Raw genomic sequence first — 19,805 nt, 5'->3', positions numbered from 1 at the left:
CGCCGCGCGGCGCGCCGCGACGAGCTGCTGGCCCGCGGCGCCGCGCTGGCCGAGGAACTGCTGCGCCAGGGCGACGGCCTGGACGAGGCGCGGCTGCGCGCGGAGGCGCAGGACATGGACCCGGATGCAGCACGAGCACGGCTGGAGGAGATCGAGGCCGGTGAGATCGCCCGGGCGGAGCGCCTGACGACGCTCGGGGCGCGGCAGCAGGCGGTGGAGACGCAGCTGGGGGCGATGCAGGCGGGCCGCGACGCCGCGGCGCATGCGCAGGAAGCGCGCCACCACCTGGCGGCGGCCCAGGGCGCCGCGGAGCGCTACGCCCGGCTGCACCTGGCGCGCGAATTGCTGAAGGCGGGGATCGAGCGGCTGCGCCAGCAGCGGCAGGGACCGCTGTTGGCGGCCGCGAGCGCGCATTTCGCCCGGCTGACCGGCGGCCGCTATCCGCGGCTGGAAACGGACGAGAACGAGGCCGGCCAGGTGGTGCTGCGCGCCGTCCGCGCCGACCGCACGGCCTGCCCGCTGGACAACCTCAGCGAAGGCACGCGCGACCAGCTGTATCTCGCGTTGCGCGTTGCGGCGGTGGAGGCGCATGCGGAGGGCGGCGAGCCGCTACCCTTCATCGCGGACGACCTGCTGGCCACCTTCGACGACACGCGCTCCGCCGCCGCGCTGCAGGTGCTGGCCAGCCTCGGCGAGCGGGTGCAGACGATCCTCTTCACCCACCACGCGCATGTCGCCGAGCTCGCCGCGCAGGTGCAGGGCGCGGCGGTGCTGCGGCTGCCGGATGCCGTTGCTGCGCCGGCGGCCACCCTTCCGGCGGCCTGACGCGCTGGCCTAGACTGACCAGGAAGTAAGGAATGCCGCCCATGGACGCCCGCACACTGCCGCCCGTGATCCGCCTTGCGCCGGAGGACGGCGTTGTGATTGCCCGCATCGCCCTGCCGCCGGGCACGCCGGTGGCGGACGGCGTGGCGGTGCGCGACCGGCGCATCCCGCCCGGTCACAAGGTCGCGGTGCGGCCGCATGCGCCGGGCGAGGCGATCCGACGCTATGGCCAGATCATCGGCTTCGCGACGGAGGCGATCGCGCCGGGTGACTGGGTGCACACCCACAACTGCGCGATGGGCGACTTCGCAAAGGACTACGCCTGGGGCGTGGATGCGAAGCCCACGCCGATGATCGTGCCGGCCGCCACCTTCATGGGCATCCGCCGCGCCGATGGCCGCATCGCCACGCGCAACTACATCGGCATCGTCACCAGCGTGAACTGCAGTGCGCATGTCGCCGACCTGATCGCCGACGCCTTCAAGCGCAACCCCTTCACCGGCCATGACCCGCTGGCGGAGTTCCCGAACGTGGACGGCGTGGTCGCGCTGACCCACAAGACCGGCTGCGGCATGACCATGGGCGAGCCGCTGCGCCTGCTTCGGCGGACACTGGCGGGCTTCGCACGGCACGTGAACTTCAGCCATGTCATCGCCATCGGGCTGGGCTGCGAGGTGAACCAGCTCGGCCCCATGCTGGAGGAGCAGAAGCTGGCCGGCCGGCTGCGCAACATGGACATCCAGGAGATGGGCGGCACGCGGAAGACCGTGGAAGCCGGCATCGCCTTCGTGAAGGAGGTTCTGGCCGAGGCGAACCGTGTTCAGCGCGAGCCCGTTCCGGCTTCCGAGCTGATCGTGGCGCTGCAATGCGGCGGGTCGGACGGGTATTCCGGCATCACGGCGAACCCGGCGCTGGGCGCGGCCAGCGACCTGGTGGTGCGGCATGGCGGCACGGTGATCCTCTCCGAGACGCCGGAGACCTATGGCGCGGAGCACCTGCTGACGCGCCGCGCGACGAGCCGCGAGGTGGGCGAGAAGCTGGTGGCGAAGATGCGCTGGTGGGAGGAGTACACGGCGCGCGAGGGCGCGGAGATGAACGCCAATCCCTCGCCCGGGAACAAGGCCGGCGGGCTGACGACGATCCTCGAGAAGTCGCTCGGCGCCATGGCGAAGGGCGGCACGACGAACCTGACGGCGGTGTACGACTATGCCGAGCCGGTGACCGCCAAGGGCTTCGTCTTCATGGACACGCCGGGCTACGACCCGGTGGGCGCGACAGGCCAGGTGGCGGGCGGGGCGAACCTGCTGTGCTTCACCACCGGCCGCGGCAGCGTCTTCGGCATGAAGCCGACGCCGTCCATCAAGCTGGCGACCAACACGCCGATGTATGAGCGGATGGTGGACGACATGGACGTGAACTGCGGCACCATCCTGACCGGCGAGGAGAGCGTGACGCAGTGCGGCGAGCGCATCTTCCAGCTGATGCTGCGCGTGGCGAGCGGTGAGAAGACCAAGAGCGAAGGCTACGACTTCGGCACGAGCGAATTCGCGCCCTGGACGCTTGGCGCGACCATGTAGCCGCGCGCCTGCGGCGCGACCATGTGAGCTACGCCGGCGCGGCGGTGCCGAGGATGGCGCCGTCCGCGCGCAGCCTTGCGTGCAGCTCCGGGATCGACACGGTGCGCGGCGCGATGCCGCGCGCCACGGCCATCGCCGCGGCGGATCCGGCGGCCTGGCCCATCGCGAAACAGGGCGGCATCACGCGGATGGCGGCCAGCGCCTCATGCGTGGCGGAGACGGCGCGGCCGGCCACCAGCAACCCGTCGATGTCCTGCGGCACCATCACGCGGAAGGGGATCTCGTAGGCATTCGCCACCTGCAGGTCGGGCGTCACGCCGCCGCCGGCCCCGGTCGGGTCGTGGATGTCCACGGGATAGCCACAGAGCGCGATCACGTCCTCGAACCGCCGACCGTTCTTCAGGTCGCCGAGCGTCAAGGTGTACTCGCCGAGTATCCGCCGCGTCTCCCGCACGCCGATCTGCGTCGCGGTATCCATCAGGCGGCAGTCCTGGAATCCCGGCAGGTCGCGGCGGAAGAACTCCAGCAGCGCCATCACCTGCTCCCGCCCTTCGATCTCGGCGGCGGTCAGGTCCGCGGTGCTGGTGCCGTCGCGCTTGAGGATGCGGCTGGTATTGATGCGCCACACGCCCGGCTCGAGCGTCTTGTACAGGCCCACGCCGCGGCGCGGCGCCGGGAAGCGCCCTTCCTTCTGCGCGCGTGCGACGAGCGAGGCGAAGGGCCGGTAGTCCTCGGGGTGGGTTCGGACGTACTCCTCCACCACCGCGTCGTCCACGTGGCTGACGCGGAAGAACAGCGTCATCGGCTGCATCAGCCCGTCGCCCTCCCGCCCGATCTCGAAGCGGGCGCCGGCGCGGGCGGCGACGTCGCCATCGGCCGAGCAATCCACCGTCACCTGCGCGCGGATCGCCGCCAGGCCGCCCTTGCCGGTCGTGATCACGCTGTCCAGCCGCGGGCGGCCGCCATCGCCGCGCACGGTCAGCGCATCGGCGACGAAGCTGTGGAACAGCACCTCCACCCCCGCCTCGCGGCACATGCGGATGGCGACGGTCTTCGCCGCTTCCGGGTCGAAGGGCGTGACGCGCTCATGCCCGTAGGCGATGAAGCCGGACCAGGCGCTGCCGCCCTCGATGCCGGAGGGATGCAGGGCGCCGCCGATCGCCTCCATGCGGCGGACGAACTCGTCGAAGATCCCGCCGATCAGCTGCTGCGAGCCGTCGAGCGAGTAGGCGGTCATGCAGGGCCCGACCAGGCCTGCCGTCATGTTGCCGCCGAGGAAGCCGTAGCGCTCGATCAGCAGCGTGCGCGCGCCGCCGCGCGCCGCGGCGATGGCTGCGCCGAGACCGGCCGGGCCGCCGCCGACGACCAGCACCTCCACCTCGTCGATCACCGGCACCTGCCGCCGGTACTCCACGCTGCCGAGCGCCTTGTCCATGGCGGTCCCCTATCCCTGCATCTCGTCGGCCGTCTCGTCCGGGGACAGCCACTGGTCGCGGACCGCGGTCTTCACCCGCTGGATGGTGGCGACCCCGCCCGGCCCTGCGCGCACCGCGACCGCGGTGGACAGCAGGTCCACCACGGCCAGGTGCGCCAGCCGCGTCGTCATGGGCGCATAGACGAAGGTGTCCTCCGGCGTATCCACCGCGATGACGATGTGCGCGACGCGCGCGAAGGCGGTGCGCGGGCGCGTCACCGCGATCACCGTCGCGCCACGCTCCCGCGCCAGCGTCGCCGTGCGCACCATGTCGCGGATCTGCCCGGTGTAGGAGAAGCCGATGGCGACGTCCGCCGGCGTCAGCGTCACCGCCGCCATGCGCTGCAGGTGGCTGTCGAGGTGCAGCACCGTCGGAACGCCGAGCCGCATGAACTTCTGGTTCGCATCCATCGCCGCGACGCCGGAGAGGCCGGTGCCGAACAGCTCGATGCGGCGCGCCGCGGCAATCGCCTCCACCGCGCGCGCGACGGTGCGGAGGTCCAGCCCCTCGCGGATCCCGCGCAGCGTGGCGATGGCGGAGCCGAAGATCTTGTCGGCCATGCCCGGCAGGTCGTCGCCCTCGCCGATCTCGCTGTGGACATAGGGCAGGCCGATCATCATTGCCTGTGCCAGGCTGATCTTGAAGTCCGGGAAGCCGTCGCAGCCGACATGGCGGCAGAACCGGATCACGGTGGGCTGGCTGACCTGCGCGGCATCGGCGAAGGCGGCCAGGCTCATCCGGGTCACCGTCTCCGGCCGGTCCAGCACCAGGCGCGCCAACGCCTGGTAGGATCGGCTGAGTCCCGGCAGCGCGGCGCGGATGCGCTCGATCACCGCCGGCGCCGATGGCGGCCGCGTCTCCTCGGCCGCAGCGCTCACACAACCGCCCCGGCCTGGCGCAACATGCCGCGCAACTGGCCGACGGGCACGTCGCGCGGCTGGAAGCCGTGCTCCGCGCAGAGCGCCGCAGCCATGCCCGCCGCCTGTCCCATCCCCATGATCGGCGCCTGGCACCGCGCAGAGCCGTTGGCGAAGCGCTCCGAGCTCAGGCTGCGCCCGGCGACGATCACGCCGTCCACTGTCTCCGGGATCAGCGTGCCATAGGGGATGCCATAGGCCTCGCCATCCCGGACGTGCTTGTGCTCGATGATGCCGGTGCCCTGGTGGACGTCCAGGCAATAGGCGCCAAGGGCGATGTCGTCGTCGTTCTTCTTCCCTGCGACGCAATCCGCATCCGTCAGCGTGCGCACGCCCGCGATGCGCCGGCTCTCTCGGACACCGAGGGCGGAGGCGGAATCCAGGATGAAGCTGTCCTCGAAGCCCGGCACGTAGCGGCGGAAGAAGTCGGCCACCTTGAAGATCTGCTCGCGGCCTTCCAGCGCGGCGCGCGTCATCGATTCGCCGTCCGTCGGATTGTAGCCCAGCAGGCTGGTCGCGTTCAGCACGACAACGCCAGGGATGGTGGTAACCTGGAACACCACGCGCTGACGATTCGGGTGGAATTCCCCGCGCGCCTGTGCGCGCTTCACGGCGCTGTAGTGGCCGGTGACCAGCGGGTAGTCGATCCAGTGCTTCAGCCCCGCCGCGATCTCCGCCTTCGTCTTGCCGATGTAGGGATCCTCGCCGAGCATGAACTCGTCCGGATTCTCCTTCACATAGGCCAGGTGCTTGTCCAGGTTCACGTTGCCCAGGCGCGAGAAGAGGCTGATGGACATCACGCGCCCGCGCTCGTCGCCCATCAGGAAGCGCCCGCCGGCGCCGGCGACGAGGTCGGCATCGCCCGTCGCGTCCACGAAGACCTTGGCGCGCATGGTCTGCTCGCCGGACTTGTTGACCACGCGGATGCCGGTGATGCGCCTGCCCTCGGTGAGCGTGCCGGCGATGTAGGTGTTCAGCAGCAGCGCGACGCCGGCCTCCACGCAGAGCAGCTGCGTCACCAGCTTCAGCACCTCTGGGTCCACCGGCGTGACCGAATAGGCGTTGCCGTAGGCGTTGGGCAGGTGTCCGCGATGCTCGCGGAAGGCGCCGCCGCGCTCGATGCAGTGGTCCACGATCTCCTGCGCGATCCCGGCGGTGATCTGCTCGCCCTTCATGTTGTGGAAGGTGAGGAAGTTGCCGAGCAGCCCGGCGGTCATGTTGCCGCCCAGGAAGGGCAGCCGGTCGGTCAGCAGCACGCGCGCACCGCCGCGCGCCGCGGCGATCGCGGCGACCACGCCCGACATGCCCGCCCCCGCAACGACGACGTCGTATTCGGCATCCTGTGTCATGCCTCGCTTCCTCCCTCGTGCCCTGCGCGCTCAGTCCGGGTCGCGCACCAGGAACCGGTCGCGCACCGCCGGATCCACCGCGATGCCGAGGCCCGGGCCCTGCGGCACGCGCAGCCGCCCGTCCACCAGCTGTGTCGCCTCCGCCACCGGACCACCGGCCAGCGTGCTGCGCAGCGGCTGGTCGAAGATCATGCATTCGTAGTTCACGCAGGCCGTGGAGGCCGCGGCGAGGTGCAGGTTGGCCGCCGCGCTCACCGCGCCGCCGCCGCCGACATGCGGCGCATAGGCGATGCCGAGCGCCTCCGCGATGGCGATCATCCGTCGTGTCTCCGTGATGCCGCCGGCGCGCGCGCAATCCGGCTGGAACAGGCCGATCGCGCCGGAGGCCAACAGTTCGTGCGCCGTGGCAGCGGAGAACTCGCCCTCACCGGCCGCCAGACGGATCGGCACGCGCGCAGCGAGCGCGCGGTAGGAGGCGAGGTCGTCGGGGCGGAACGGCTCCTCGAACCAGGCGAAGCCGAGATCGGCCAGCGCGCTGCCGACGCGCACGGCATCCGGCAGGTCGAAGGCGCCGTTCGCATCGGCCGAGAGCCTGGCGCGGCCGCCGACATGGTCGTGCACGCGGCGCGCCCAGGCGATCGCCTCATCCGCCGGGCTGCCGAGCTTCAGCTTGATGGTGCGCAGGCCGAGCGCCAGGCACTGCTCGATCTGGCGGAAGGCGGTCTCCTCCGACCGCCAGGAAACGGCAGAGCCGTATGCCTCCACCCATTCCGCGCCGCCGCCGCCGAGGAACCTGAACAGCGGCAGGCCAGCGCTGCGCGCCATCACGTCCCACAGCGCCGTGTCCACCGCCGAGAGCGCCTCGTACGCGATGCCGCCGGCGCGGCCGCTAAAGGCGCCAGCCATGGCGCGCCAGATGCGCGCGACCTCGAAGGGGTCGCGCCCCAGCACCATCGGCGCGAAGACCTGGTCCACCACCTCGGCATAGGCGCGCGGCGCGTGGCGGGCGAGGCCTTCGCCATAGCCGATGATGCCGTCGGAAGTGTGGAGTTCGACGAGCAGCAGGCCGATAGAGCGGTACTCGCCCCAGGAGGTGCGGTGCTGGCCCGGCGCCACGGGGACGGCGAGCGGCGTGGCACGGATCTCCTCGATGACCAAGCCGCTTCCTCCCCCTGCTCTGCCCCGCTGCGCGGGCGGCCGGATGTAGAATTGCTACATTTCGGACTTCGCGCTGTCCAGAGAACTTGGCACGCCTGCAGAGTCGCGCATGCTGCACCGCAATAGAATCGCATCCCTGCAGGCAGCACAGCGAAGTCCTTGCAGCGTCGCCGCACGCATGATGTAGTTTGCTGAACATCGGCGTGCCGCGCCGCACAAGGGCAGACAGACCCGTTCGATCCGAGGGAGAGACGTCCATGATCCCGACCAGCCGGCGCGGACTCCTCGCCGCCTCGCTCGCCGCCGCAGCCGCCGGCACAGCACGCGGCGCAGCCGCGCAGGCGCGGCCGACCTCCTTCACCGTCATCTCCCACCGAGTCCACCAGCAGGTCCTGACCGAGGGCCAGGCCGGCGACGTGCTCAATGCCTGGCGGGAGCGGAACAACGCCAGCCTGGACTGGGTCACACTGGACCTGAACGCGATCCATGACCGCATCTTCCGCGAGGCGCGGCTCTCCTCCTCCAACGTCACCATGGCCTATGTGCTGAACACGCGAGCGGTCCCCTCCACCTTCTCGATGTTCGAGCCGCTCGACCCCTACCAGCAGCGCGACCCGATCGAGGACTTCGACGACTTCTCGCAGGGCATGGTCTCCGCCTTCTCGAACAACGGCCAGCGCTACGGCGTGCCGGTGCGGCATTCCGTGAACTGCCTGCACTACAACGAGGCCTACCTGCAGGAGCGCGGGCTGGACCGGCCGCCACAGATCATCGACGAACTGGTGGACTACGCGCGGCGCCTGACCTTCACGCGGGCGGACGGCACGCAGGTCTTCGGGTGGGGCATACAGGCCGACAACTACTCCGACGTCGTCGCCATCGCGCGCGCCTGCGGCGGCGACCTGATCACCGAGGACATGCGCTGCGTCGCCGACCAGCCGGGGATGGTCCGCGCGCTGGAGATCATCCGCCAGCTCTACCAGGACGGGCTGATGCCGCGGAACATCACCGCGATGAAGCAGAACGACATGATCACCGCGGTGCAGAACGGCCAGATCGCCATGCACAACTTCCCCTTCGGCCGCACCGTGCTGTTCAACAACCCCCGCTCCTCCCGCTTCCCGGGCCGCTTCAAGACGACGTACTGCATGACATCCCGCGAGCAGCGCGAGCGAGGCGAGCTGATCGCCACCGCGGAGTTCTGGTGCATGATGATCCCGCGCAATGCACGCGCGAAGGACATGGCCTGGTCGCTGATCAAGGAGATCTCCTCCAAGGAGAACACGATCCGCGCGGCGATGAACGGCAACCAGCCTGCCCGCGTCTCCGCCTATGCCGATCCGCGGCTGCTGGCCAGCGTCCCCTATGCCGAGCAGGAGGCGCGTTCGCTGCAGCAGTCGCGCGTGCCGATGCCGGCCTTCGACCGCTCGGCGGAAGCGAAGGACATCTTCGTGGAGGAAATGCAGGCGGCGATGCTGGGCATGCGGACGCCGCAGGCCGCAGGCGCCAACATGGCACGCCGCATCCGCCCGCTGCTGCCGCGCACCTAGGCGCGCGGCGCAGCCGGAGGGGCACAGGGAAGGGGGATGCGTCGCTTCGGCCTGCCGCAGCTGCTCATGCTCGCGCCGGCGCAGCTGCTGCTGGTCGCCTTCATCGCGATCCCGTCGGTCTACGTCTTCTGGCTGAGCTTCACGGAATCCTCCTACGGCAAGGAGGCCGTCTTCGTCGGCCTGGCGAACTACGCCGGCATCTGGGAGGACGACGCCTTCTGGCGCGCGCTGCGCAACACGCTGCTGGTCATCAACGTGATCGTCTATGGCGAGCTGCTGCTGTCCCTGGCGCTGGCCGCGGTGTTCGTGCAGGGTATCCCGTTCCGCGGCCTGGTGCTGGCCATCATCCTGATGCCCTACGCCATCAGCGAGGTCGTCGCGGTGGTGATGTGGAAATACATGCTGGACCCGAACATCGGCAGCATCGCCCGCGCCCTGGCCGCGCTCGGCCTCCCTGACTTCGCCTGGGCCACGAACCCGACGCACGGCCTGGTGCTGGTGTGCATCATCAGCATCTGGCTGCACCTGCCCTTCACCTTCATCATCGTCTACGCCGCGATGCTGGCGGTGCCGAAGGAGCTGTACGAGGCGGCGAAGATCGACGGCGCGAATGGCTGGCAGCGCTTCCGCCACATCACGGTGCCCGGCATCCTGGGCGCGGTGCTGGTGGCGCTGATCTTCCGCTACATCCTCTCCTTCCGGCTGTTCAGCGAGGTCTGGCTGCTGACTGCCGGCGGCCCGGCGCGACAGACGGAGGTGCTGGCCGTTTATCTCTACAAGCAGGCCTTCACCTACGCGAATTTCGGCATGGGCGCAGCGACAGGCTGGATCATGGTGGTGATCTCCGGCCTCGTGGCTGCGGTCTACGTGGTCCTGCTGCAGCGCAAGGGCTTCCGGCGCGATGCGTGAGCGCTGGCCGCAGCGCCTGCTGCGCGCGCTGGTCGTACTGCTGGTGGTGGCCTGGTCGGGCGGGCCGGTGGCGCTGATCGTGCTCTCGTCGTTCAAGCCGACGCCGGAGATCTTCAGCTTTCCGCCATCAGTGGTGTTCGAGCCGACGCTGGAGCACTACCGCACGCTCGTCGAGAAATGGCCGGACTTCTTCGCCACGCTGGCGAACAGCGCCATCATCGCGGTGCTGGCCACTCTGCTGACAGTGGCGGCTAGCGTCCTGGCGGGGTACGTCTATTCGCGCTACCGCGGCACGGCGATTGCGGCATCGGCCCTGTTCATGGTGGCGATCCGCCTGCTGCCACCCATCGTGATCATCCTGCCACTGTTCCCCGCGACCAGCCTGCTGGGCGTGAACGACACCTACGCGGTGCTGGTGATGCTCTACGCCACCTTCTTCGTTTCCATCGGCAGCATGGTGCTGAAGACCTACATCGACGGCATCCCGACGGAGCTGGACGAGGCGGCGCGCATCGACGGCGCGGGAGAGCTGCAGATCCTGCTCCGCCTGATCATGCCGCTGGCCGCACCCGGCATGGTGGCGGCCGCGGTCTTCGTCTTCGTCTATTCCTGGAACGAGTACCTCTTCGCCTTCGTCTTCACGACGACGGAGGCGAAGACGGCGCCGATCGTCATCTCGGAGATGATGGGCAGCCTGACCGGCGTCGATTGGGGCCTGCTGTTCGCCGCCGCGACGACGCAGCTGGTGCCGGTGACGCTGTTCGTCATCGCGCTGCAGCGATTCCTGGTGGCCGGGCTGACCGCGGGTTCGGTGAAGGGCTGATCGCCGGGCGGCGTCAGCCGTCGGCCTGCAGCCCCAGCCGATCGCTGATCTCCCGCCAGCGGTTCAGCGCGTCGGCGATGAAGGCGCGGAACTCCTCCGGCGGCAGGTAGCCGGGGAAGGTGTCCATCGCCATCAGCCGGCGCTGCACCTCGGCATCCTGTGCCACGCGCGCGAAAGCCGCCGCCAGCCGATCGACGATGGGCTGCGGCAGCGTGCGCGGGCCGAGCAGGCCGGAGAAGCCGACGAAGGCGAAGCGGTCGGAGAAACCGATCTCGCGCATCGTCCGCACCTCCGGCAGGGATGGCAGGCGGCGCGTGCCCGTGCTGGCGAGTGCGCGCAGGCGGCCGGTACGGATCAGCTCCCCGGCCGCGGCGGTGGAATGCCAGCCCCCATGGATGTTGCCACCGAGCAAATCCTGTATGCCGGGCGTCTCGCCGCGATAGGCGACATGCGCCATGCGCAGCTGCGCCTCCTCCGCCATCATCATCCCGAAGGCATGGCCGGTGGAGCCGTTCGCCCAGGACCCGAAGGAGAGGTCGCGGCCGCGGCCCCAGGCCACGAACTGCTCCATCGTCGTGACCTCGGCCGGCACGGCGGGCCCGACGACCCAGACATTCGCGTTGCTGCCCAGCCGCCCGATCGGCGCGAAGTCGTTGACCGGATCGTAGGGGAAGCGACGCATCACCACCGGCGACTGCACCAGCGAGGTGATGGTGAAGAGCAGCGTATATCCGTCCGGCGCCGCGCGCATCACCTGCTCCGCGCCCAGCATCCCGCCGGCGCCGGGGCGGTTGTCGATGACGATGGGCTGGCCGAGCTGCGGCTGCATTCCCTCAGCCGCCAGGCGTGCCCATACGTCGGTCGCGCCACCCGGCGGGAAGGGCACGACGAAGCGGATCGGCCGGTCCGGCGTCCATCCCTGCGCGAGGGCCGCGCCAGGCGCCAGAGCGGCAGCGGCGAGCAGCGAGCGGCGGGGCAGCGTCATCCTGGTCTCTCCCTGGTCGGTGCGGCGCTTCAAGGCTCCTGCGCGAGGCGCGCATCGGCGGCGAGCAATGCGTCCGGCCGGGCGTCAGGCGGCCCATAGCCGCCGCCGCCGCCGGTCCACATCTCCAGCACATCTCCGGCACGCAGCACAACATCGTCCTTGGATCGCACCGAAATCTTCTCCGCGCCGCGCCGGATGACGCAGCCGCCCAGCGCGCCGGGCTCGCCGCCCATCAGCCCTTCCGCCGCCACCCGGAAGCGGTCGGTGTAGATCGCGAGCCGCACGCCGTCGCGCAGGATGCGGTAGCGCCGGATGGAGCCGTTGCCGCCGCGGTGCTGTCCGCGCCCGCCGGTGCCGGGCAGCAGCGCGAAGGCCTCGATGCGGAAGAAGTCGTGGTCGGCGTCGATCGCCTCCACCGGGACATTGGTGCAGTTGGACAGCGGGCCGGTGATGGCGTCGCAGCCATCTGCCCCGGCATGCGCGCCGTAGCCGCCGTCGCGCAGCTCGATGAAGACGCGGTAGCGGCCGTCCTGCAGGTGGCTCAGGCAGAAGGCGGTGGTGGTGTCGAAGCCGGTGGCGACCGCGCGCTCCGGCACGGCCGCGCCCAGCGCCTTCAGCACCGCGTCATGCGCGCGGTAGGTCGCCTCCATCCGTGCGCGCACCGGCGCGGGGAAGCGCGGGTTGAGCAGCGTGCCTTCCGGCACGGTAATCGTCACCGCGCGCGCCGCGCCCTCGTTGAAGGGCACGTCGTCCGTGGTCAGGAACGACTTCAGCGCGGCCAGCGTGCCCGACACGACCGAGGCGTAGGGCGCGTTCATGTGCGTGCGCACCTGCGGCGCGCTGCCGGCGAAGTCCACCGCGAGCGAGTCGCCCGCGACGGTGACGGTCGCGCGCACGCGCAGCGGGCCGGATCCCGCGCCGTCGTCATCGACGAAATCCTCGCCGACATAGGTGCCGTCCGGCAGGGCGGCGACGGCGGCACGGACGCGGCGCTCCACATAGGCGATCTGGCCGGCCATCGCGGCCTCCACCGTCGCGGTGCCGTGGCGCGCGCACAGCTCGCGCAGCCGCGCGATGCCGGTGAAGCAGGCGGCGAACTGGCTCTCGATGTCGCCCAGCGTCTGGTCGGGCACACGGATGTTCGCGCCGATCAGCGTGCGCAGATTGCCGTCCTGCCAGTCGCGCGCGAAGTTCCAGCGCGCGGGCGGCAGGATCAGCCCCTCGCCGTAGAGGTCGGTGGCGGAGCTGTTCAGCCCCGGCGCGCCGCCGCCCACGTCCAGGTGATGCGCCACCGCCGCGGCATAGGCGATGATGCGCCCATCCACGAAGGCCGGCATGAAGACCAGGATGTCCTGCAGGTGGTGCGCGCCGTGGTAGGGATGATTGGTGAGGTAGAAGTCGCCCTCCCGCAGCGTCTCCGGCGGCACGGCCTGCATGCAGCGGCGCAGCGTGACAGAGAGCGAGCCGACCAGCACCGGGATCAGCTCGTCGCTCTGCACCACCGCCGCGCCGGTCGCGTCCATCAGGCCGGTGGAGGCGTCCTTCGCGTCGCGCACGATGGGCGAGAAGGCGGAGCGGCAGAGCTTCGCGCCCATCTCCCGCGCGGCGGAGAGCAGCGCCTGGCCGATCACCGCCTGGTCGGCAGGGCTGATCGCGGTCATGGCGCCCTCGTCAGCAGCAGGTTGCCGGCCGCGTCCTCCGCCGCCGTCCAGCCGGGCGGCACCCAGATCGTTGCCGTCGCATCCTCGATCAGCAGCGGCCCGTCGCCTTGCCCGTCCAGCCGGCGCGGCCCCGCAAGGCCCGGCAGCGCGGCGCGGGCGGCGTGCAGCGCAACGCGGTAGGACACGACCTCGACCGGACGGCGGGCGGTATCCACCGGGGCGCGGTAGATCCGCTCATGCGCCGCGGCGAAGCCCGCCAGCAGCGCGGCCTCATCCAGCGTCTCGAGCGCCTCGGCGGGCAGCGGCACGCCGATCTCGAAGGCCTGGCCGAGCAGGCGCATGTCGAGCGTGACCTCGAGCCGCCTGTCGCCGGCGACGCCGAGCGCGTCGAAGCGGCCGGCCAGGTCGCTGCGCAGCGCAGCGATCTCCTGCCGCACCTCTGCGGCCGCACCGGGCGCGATGGTCAGCCGGCGCGTGCGCGCGGCGAACAGGCTGTGGTCGGCGGCGAGCAGTCCATAGGCGGAGAGCACGCCGGCGCCGGGCGGCACCAGCACGCGGGCGATGCCGAGCTCCTCAGCCACCGCCGCCGCATGCAGCGGGCCGGCGCCGCCATAGGGCACCAGCACGAAGCTGCGGGGATCGTGGCCGCGCTCCGTCGAGACCAGGCGCACGGCGGCAACCACGCTGGCGACGGCGATTCGCACCACGCTGTCCGCCGCCGATTCCACCGACAGGCCGAGTTGCGCGGCGAGCGGGGCGAAGGCGGCGCGTGCGGCCGCGCCATCCATCACCAGTCCGCCCGCCAGACGCTTGCCCGAAGGAATGCGCCCGGCAATCACATGCGCATCGGTCAGCGTGGGCTGCGTGTCGCCGCGGCCGTAGCAGGCCGGGCCCGGATCCGCACCCGCGCTGCGCGGGCCGACGCGCAGCATCCCGCCCTCGTCCACCCAGGCGATGGAGCCGCCGCCGGCGCCGACCGTGGTGATGTCCAGCATCGGCATCTGCACCACCAGCCCATCCACCAGCGCGTCGCGCGTCATCGCGGGGCGCCCGGCCTCCACCAGCGCGACGTCGGCGCTGGTCCCGCCGATGTCGAGGGTGATGATGTCCCGCACGCCGGACTGCGCGGCCTGGCGCACCGCGCCCATCACGCCCGCGGCGGGGCCTGAGAGCAGCGCGCTGGCGGCATTGCGGCGCATCGCCGCGGCCGGCACGCGCCCCCCGCCCGACTGCATGACGGAAAGCTCGCCGCGGAAGCCGCCCGCCTCCAGCCGCTGTTCCATGCGGCCGAGATAGGCGTCCAGCACCGGCTGCACATAGGCCGAGAGCGCGGTGGTGCTGGCACGCTCGTATTCCCGGAACTCGCCGGTGACCTCGTGCGAGCAGGTCACGCGCAGCCCGGGCGCGATGCGCCGCACGAGCGCCGCCAGCGCCTGCTCATGCGCGGGGTTGGCATAGGCGTTCAGCAGGCAGATCGCGACGGCGTCGTAGCGGCCGCGGTCGAGGAAGGCCGCCAGGCGCGGCGCGAAGGCCTCCGCATCGAAGGGCGTCAGCGTGCTGCCGTCGGCCAGCATGCGTTCCGGCACGCCGAGCGAATCCTCGCGCGCCACGAGCGGCTTCGGCCGGCGGTAGCGCAGGTCGAACAGCCGGAGCCGGTCCTGCCGGCCGAGGATCAGGACGTCGCGGAAGCCCTCGGTGGCGAGCAGGGCGAGCCGCGCACCCTTGCGCTCCAGCACCGCATTGGTCGCGACCGTCGAGCCGTGCACGAACTCTGCGATGTCCGAAGGGTTCAGGCCGGCGGCGTCGAGCACGTCGAACACCGCCTCGTCCGGCCGCGCCGGCGTGCTCGGCACCTTGGCGACGCGCACGCCATCCGGCCCGATCGCGACCAGGTCGGTGAAGGTGCCGCCGATCTCGACTCCAACGGCGAGGCGGCGGGGCGTGCTGTCGCTCATCACGCCAGCTTCCGCCACGCTGCGCCGCTAGCCAAGGGGCGCGCGGTCGATGCGGCTCAGCACCTCGTTCACGCCGCGATAGGTCGCCTCGATCCCCGTCACGCCGCGCGCGGCCAGGCGCTGGGCGTGCATCGCGTGGTAGGCCTCGGCGGCGGCGCGGCTCTCGAACAGGTAGACGCCGCCGGCGCGGCCGGCGGCGGGTTCCTCTGTCCAGATCTTCCACAGCAGCCCGTGCTGGCCGGCAATGTCCTCGGCCAGCGGCTTCAGCGCCTCGGTCCGCTCGGGACCGAAGGCGCCGTTGGGAAAGTCGAAGATCAGGACGGTGAGGCCCGACATCAGTCGGAGGCGACCAGCTTCTGCTGCTGCTCGCCCAGGCCGGCGATGCCGAGGCGCATGGTCTGCCCCGCCTTCAGGAACACCGGGGCCGGCTTCTTGCCCAGGCCCACGCCGGGCGGCGTGCCGGTGAAGATCACGTCGCCCGGGTTCAGCGTGATGCACTGGCTGACATAGGCGATCACCTGCTTCACGCCGAAGATCATGGTGCGCGTCGAGCCGTCCTGCTGGCGCACGCCGTCCACGTCGCAGAACATCGCCAGGTTCTGCGGGTCGGGGATCTCGTCCTTCGTCACCAGCCAGGGACCGAGCGGGCCGAAGGTGTCGAATCCCTTGCCCTTGTCCCAGGCGCCGCCGCGCTCGGCCTGCCACTCGCGCTCCGACACGTCGTTACCGACGGCATAGCCGGCCACGTGGTCCAGCGCGTTCTCCTCGCTGACATACTTCGCGCGCGTGCCGATGATGACGGCGAGTTCGACTTCCCAGTCGGTCTTCACGCTGTTGCGCGGGATCACGACGTCGTCGTTCGGGCCGGACAGCGCGTTCAGCGACTTCAGGAAGACGATCGGCTCCTTCGGGATCGGCGCGCCGGTCTCCGCGGCGTGGTCGGCGTAGTTCAGGCCGATGCAGACTAGGTTCTTCATGCCGGTCACCGGCGGCCCGAGGCGCGGATTGCCCGTCACGGCCGGCAGCTTCGACGCATCGAGCGCCGCGAGCTTCGCGAGCCCGGCCGGGGAGAGCGCATCGCCGGCCAGGTCAGGGATCACGCCCGACAGGTCGCGGATGGTGCCCGACGCATCGAGCATGCCGGGCTTTTCGGCGCCGGGCGGACCGTAGCGGAGGAGTTTCATGGGCGGATTCCTAGACCGGGTGTCGCCTGCTGGCCAGATTGCCGTGGTTTCTGCCCCCACCTCGACCCTCCCCCAAAAGGCGGGGGAGGGAGGCGGGCGCGCGGGAGGGGCTGGCGCTACAACATCCAGCCGCCGTCGATGACGATGGCCTGGCCGGTGACGAAAGCGCTCTCGTCGCTGGCGAGGTAGACGGCCAGCGCCGCCATCTCCTCCGCCGTGGCCAGCCGTCCCATGGCCTGGCGCGCCACGAAGGCGGCGCGGGCCGCGTCCACGCCGCCGGCCTGCGCCGCATTCGCCGCGATCCGCTCGCCGAGGCTCGGCGTGTCCACCGTGCCCGGGCAGATCGCGTTGCAGCGGATGCCCTCGCGCACGTATTCCGTGGCGATGGACTTGGTCAGGCCGAGCACCGCGGCCTTGGTGGTGCCGTAGACGAAGCGGTTCGGCGCGCCCTTCAGCGAGGAGCAGCCGCTGCTCATGTTGACGATGACGCCGCGCTTGCGGTCCAGCATCCCGGGCAGCACCGCGCGCGTCATCCGCCACATGGACCGCACGTTGAGGTCGAAGGCGAAGTCCCACTCCGCCTCGGTCGCGGTCAGGATCGTGTTCTGGTGCACGAAGCCCGCGCAGTTGAACAGGATGTCGATCGCACCGGCTTCCTTCCCCGCCGCCTCGATCGCGGCCGCGTCCAGCATGTCCAGCACGCGGGTCGCGATGCCGGGCCCGCGCAGCTCGCCGAGCTTCGCTGCGTCCTTGTCGGTGGCGATCACCTCGGCGCCCTCGGCGGCGAAGGCCAGCGCCGTGGCGCGGCCGATGCCCTGCGCCGCGGCGGTGATCAGGGCTCGCTTGCCCGCGAGACGTCCGGCCATGTCCTCTCCCCCTGTTCCCGCGGCTGCGCGGCCTATCAGTGATTGTGGCGGCTCTCGCCCCGCGTCTCCAGGATGTTGAGATACAGCGTCGCCGGCTCCAGGCAGGCGCCGGTGCCGAGTTGGCCGACGCTGTTGCGGTAGATCTCCTCCCAGGGCGTCTTGTTCACCAGCGTCGGCGGCTGCCAGGCCGCCTTGCGGGCGGCGAGCTCGGCCTCGGGAATCAGCACGTCCACGCGGCGGTTCTTCAGGTCGATGCGGATGCGGTCGCCGTGCTTCAGCAAGGCGAGCCCGCCGCCCACCGCCGCTTCCGGCGTGACGTTCAGGATGGAGGGGCTGCCGGAGGTGCCGCTCTGCCGGCCGTCGCCCATGGTCGGCAGCGCCTTGATACCCTTCTTCAGCAGCTCCGCCGGGGGCTGCATGTTCACCACCTCCGCGCTGCCCGGATAGCCGACGGGCCCGCAGTTGCGGATCACCAGCACCGTCTTCTCGTCGATGCCGAGCGAGGGGTCCTCGATCCGGGCGTGGTAGTCCTCCGGCCCCTCGAAGACCGCCGCCTTGCCTTCGAAGACGTCCGGGTCGTCGGAGAAGAAGCGCTGGCGGAACTCCGCGTCGATCACGCTGACCTTGATCACCGCGGTGTCGAAGATGTTGCCCGTGAGGACCAGGTAGCCGGCCTTCTCCTTCATCGGCCTGCCATAGGCGCGGATCACCTCCCGGTCGGGCGAGAGCGGCACATCCTGCAGGATCTCCGCCACGGTCTTCCCGGAGACCGTCATCACGTCGCCATGCAGGCGGCCGGCCTCCAGCAGTTCCTTCATCACCGCCGGCACGCCGCCGGCGCGGTGGAAGGCCTCGCCCAGGAAGCGTCCGGCGGGCTGGCAATCCACCAGCAGCGGGATGTCGGCGCCGACGCGCTGCCAGTCCTCCAGCGTGTGGTCCACGCCCATGTGGCGGGCGATCGCGATCATGTGAGGCGGGCAGTTGCTGCTGGCCCCGATCGCGGAGGCGACGGCCACCGCGTTCTCGAACGCCTTCCTCGTCATGATGTCGGAGGGGCGGAGATTGGCCTTCACCATCTCCACGATGCGCCGGCCGGTCCAGTAGGCCATCTGCGCGCGTTCGCGGTGCGGCCCGGGGATGGCGGCGCAGCCGGTCAAGCTCATGCCGACCGCTTCCACCAGGCTGTTCATCGACAGCGCCGTGCCCATGGTGGAGCAATGCCCCCAGGAAGTGGAGCTGGCGGCCACCGCTTCCATGAACTGGCGGTTGTTGATCTCGCCCGCGGCAAGCTGCCGCCGCGCTTCCCATACGACCGTGCCGGAGCCGACCAGGCGACCTTTGTACCAGCCATCCAGCATCGGCCCGCCGGACAGCGCGATGGCCGGGATGTTGACGGTGGCGGCGGCCATCAGCGCGGCGCCGGGCGTCTTGTCGCAGCCGATCGTCAGCACCACGCCGTCCAGCGGGTAGCCGTGCAGGATCTCGACGAGCGAGAGGTATTGCAAATTGCGGTCGAGCGCCGCGGTCGGGCGCTTCAGCGTCTCCTGGATCTGGTGCACCGGGAATTCCAGCGGCACGCCGCCGGCGTCCCGGATGCCCTCCTTCACGCGCTGCGCCAGGATGGTGTGGTGGCGGTTGCAGGGCGCGATGTCGCTGCCGGTCTGGGAGATGCCGATGATCGGCCGGCCCGACTGCAACTCCTCGAAGGTCATCCCGAAGTTCAGCTGCCGCTCGCAGTAGAGCGAGGTCATGCCGGGGTCGGACGGGTCGTCGAACCAGCGCTGGCTGCGCAGCTTGAACGGCTTCTTCGTCTGGTCGTGATCGTCCATGGCGTCCTCCCGCGGCGTGGTCCGGTCGGCCGGCCTGCACGTGGCAAGGCGCGATCGCCGGCAGGCCGACCTGCCGCCACGGGAGTGAGGGGCCCGCCGCGCCCCCTGTCAACGCCCGGGCCTGCGGCGCATCGGCGCGGCGCGGCCGGCGCCCCGGCGATGCGGGCGCGTCGGGGAACGCTGTTCGGTCCGATGCCGCCGCCTGCCCCGACGATGTCCGATGTTGCGCAGAGCCGGCCCGGCATGTTGCATGGGTTCCCGGCCACCGCGGGACGGGAGCCGACCGCGAGTCGGGCCCAGGGAGAGAATCGGAGGGACACCATGGCGGACAGCGCCGCCGTCATCGTCTGCGACGACGAACCCGACCTGCGGGAGGCCGTGGCGGAGTATCTCGCCCGCCGCGGGCTCGACGTGCGTCGCGCCGAGGATGCCGCCGCGCTGCGCCGCCTGCTGGCGGAACGCCCGGCCGACCTCGTCGTGCTCGACATCGCGATGCCCGGCGAGGACGGGCTGTCCGTGGCCCGCGCGCTGCGCGCCGAGAGCGACATCGGGATCGTGATGCTGACCGCCGCCGGCGACGTGGTGGACCGCGTCGTGGGTCTCGAGGTCGGGGCGGACGACTACATCGCCAAGCCGGTCGACCTGCGCGAATTGCTGGCGCGCCTGCGCGCGGTGCTGCGCCGGCGCGAGGCGACGCAGCAGGCGCTGGCCACCATGCCCGCCCCGGCCCCGGCCGTGCCCG

17 protein-coding genes are annotated in these 19,805 nt (G+C 71.1%); 6 read left to right on the top strand and 11 right to left on the bottom strand.

Going from position 1 to position 19,805, the window contains the following annotated elements:
- A partial coding sequence (locus tag OZN99_RS08945; RefSeq protein ID WP_408611819.1) for an ATP-binding protein occupies nucleotides 1-825 on the top strand: 825 nt, incomplete at its 5' end.
- 41 nt (nucleotides 826-866) lie between these two features.
- Nucleotides 867-2,402, top strand: a complete 1,536-nt coding sequence (locus OZN99_RS08940; RefSeq protein ID WP_270934863.1) for a UxaA family hydrolase — start codon at nucleotides 867-869, stop codon at nucleotides 2,400-2,402.
- A 28-nt stretch (nucleotides 2,403-2,430) separates the two neighbouring features.
- Here OZN99_RS08940 and OZN99_RS08935 read toward each other — a convergent pair whose 3' ends face one another.
- Genes OZN99_RS08935 through OZN99_RS08920 form a run of 4 tightly spaced genes read right to left on the bottom strand, consistent with a single transcriptional unit; the run spans nucleotide 2,431 to nucleotide 7,301 of the window.
- Nucleotides 2,431-3,837, bottom strand: a complete 1,407-nt coding sequence (locus OZN99_RS08935; RefSeq protein ID WP_270934862.1) for an FAD-dependent oxidoreductase — start codon at nucleotides 3,835-3,837, stop codon at nucleotides 2,431-2,433.
- A 9-nt stretch (nucleotides 3,838-3,846) separates the two neighbouring features.
- A complete protein-coding gene (locus tag OZN99_RS08930) occupies nucleotides 3,847-4,755 on the bottom strand; it encodes an SIS domain-containing protein (protein ID WP_270934861.1) in 909 nt (302 codons plus the stop codon).
- Nucleotides 4,752-6,143, bottom strand: coding sequence for an FAD-dependent oxidoreductase (locus OZN99_RS08925; RefSeq protein WP_270934860.1), 1,392 nt, complete (start codon nucleotides 6,141-6,143; stop codon nucleotides 4,752-4,754). Before OZN99_RS08925 ends, OZN99_RS08930 begins: the two co-directional genes overlap by 4 nt.
- 30 nt (nucleotides 6,144-6,173) lie before the next feature.
- Complete coding sequence (locus tag OZN99_RS08920) at nucleotides 6,174-7,301, bottom strand: mandelate racemase/muconate lactonizing enzyme family protein (RefSeq protein WP_270934859.1); 1,128 nt, start codon at nucleotides 7,299-7,301, stop codon at nucleotides 6,174-6,176.
- A 257-nt stretch (nucleotides 7,302-7,558) separates the two neighbouring features.
- Between OZN99_RS08920 and OZN99_RS08915 the strand changes: the two genes are divergently transcribed.
- From OZN99_RS08915 to OZN99_RS08905, 3 genes are read left to right on the top strand one after another with little or no spacing between them, the layout of a single operon-like run.
- On the top strand, nucleotides 7,559-8,851 hold the full coding sequence (locus tag OZN99_RS08915; RefSeq protein ID WP_270934858.1) for an extracellular solute-binding protein: 1,293 nt from the start codon (nucleotides 7,559-7,561) through the stop codon (nucleotides 8,849-8,851).
- A 36-nt stretch (nucleotides 8,852-8,887) separates the two neighbouring features.
- Entirely contained in the window at nucleotides 8,888-9,760 is an 873-nt protein-coding gene (locus OZN99_RS08910; RefSeq protein WP_270934857.1) for a carbohydrate ABC transporter permease, read from the top strand.
- Nucleotides 9,753-10,583 carry a carbohydrate ABC transporter permease gene (locus tag OZN99_RS08905; RefSeq protein ID WP_270934856.1) on the top strand — a complete coding sequence of 277 codons (831 nt, stop codon included), beginning with the start codon at nucleotides 9,753-9,755 and terminating at the stop codon, nucleotides 10,581-10,583. Before OZN99_RS08910 ends, OZN99_RS08905 begins: the two co-directional genes overlap by 8 nt.
- A gap of 13 nt (nucleotides 10,584-10,596) precedes the next feature.
- Here the strand turns inward: OZN99_RS08905 and OZN99_RS08900 are convergent, their stop codons facing one another.
- From OZN99_RS08900 to OZN99_RS08870, 7 genes are all read right to left on the bottom strand, one after another.
- Nucleotides 10,597-11,568: a Bug family tripartite tricarboxylate transporter substrate binding protein gene (locus OZN99_RS08900; RefSeq protein WP_270934855.1), complete on the bottom strand. Its 972-nt coding sequence runs from the start codon at nucleotides 11,566-11,568 to the stop codon at nucleotides 10,597-10,599.
- A gap of 29 nt (nucleotides 11,569-11,597) precedes the next feature.
- Nucleotides 11,598-13,229, bottom strand: a complete 1,632-nt coding sequence (locus OZN99_RS08895) for a hydantoinase B/oxoprolinase family protein (RefSeq protein ID WP_270934854.1) — start codon at nucleotides 13,227-13,229, stop codon at nucleotides 11,598-11,600.
- Entirely contained in the window at nucleotides 13,226-15,184 is a 1,959-nt protein-coding gene (locus tag OZN99_RS08890; protein WP_270934853.1) for a hydantoinase/oxoprolinase family protein, read from the bottom strand. Before OZN99_RS08890 ends, OZN99_RS08895 begins: the two co-directional genes overlap by 4 nt.
- A gap of 27 nt (nucleotides 15,185-15,211) precedes the next feature.
- On the bottom strand, nucleotides 15,212-15,520 hold the full coding sequence (locus OZN99_RS08885; protein ID WP_270934852.1) for a monooxygenase: 309 nt from the start codon (nucleotides 15,518-15,520) through the stop codon (nucleotides 15,212-15,214).
- Complete coding sequence (locus OZN99_RS08880; protein ID WP_270934851.1) at nucleotides 15,520-16,368, bottom strand: fumarylacetoacetate hydrolase family protein; 849 nt, start codon at nucleotides 16,366-16,368, stop codon at nucleotides 15,520-15,522. The genes OZN99_RS08885 and OZN99_RS08880 overlap by 1 nt, the downstream gene beginning before the upstream one ends.
- A 116-nt stretch (nucleotides 16,369-16,484) precedes the next feature.
- Nucleotides 16,485-17,234 (bottom strand): SDR family oxidoreductase, encoded by a 750-nt coding sequence (locus OZN99_RS08875; protein WP_270934850.1) that lies wholly within the window; start codon nucleotides 17,232-17,234, stop codon nucleotides 16,485-16,487.
- A 35-nt stretch (nucleotides 17,235-17,269) separates the two neighbouring features.
- Nucleotides 17,270-19,063 (bottom strand): IlvD/Edd family dehydratase, encoded by a 1,794-nt coding sequence (locus tag OZN99_RS08870; protein WP_270934849.1) that lies wholly within the window; start codon nucleotides 19,061-19,063, stop codon nucleotides 17,270-17,272.
- 321 nt (nucleotides 19,064-19,384) lie between these two features.
- On the opposite strand from OZN99_RS08870, the gene OZN99_RS08865 reads away from it, so the two are divergent.
- The coding region (locus OZN99_RS08865; RefSeq protein WP_270934848.1) for a response regulator at nucleotides 19,385-19,805 on the top strand (421 nt) is incomplete at its 3' end.

It is taken from the genome of Falsiroseomonas oryzae (genome assembly GCF_027856955.1).
GTDB lineage: Bacteria > Pseudomonadota > Alphaproteobacteria > Acetobacterales > Acetobacteraceae > Falsiroseomonas > Falsiroseomonas oryzae.
Note: the sequence above shows the minus strand (reverse complement) of the source record. Positions and strands in the feature narration are given on the sequence as shown.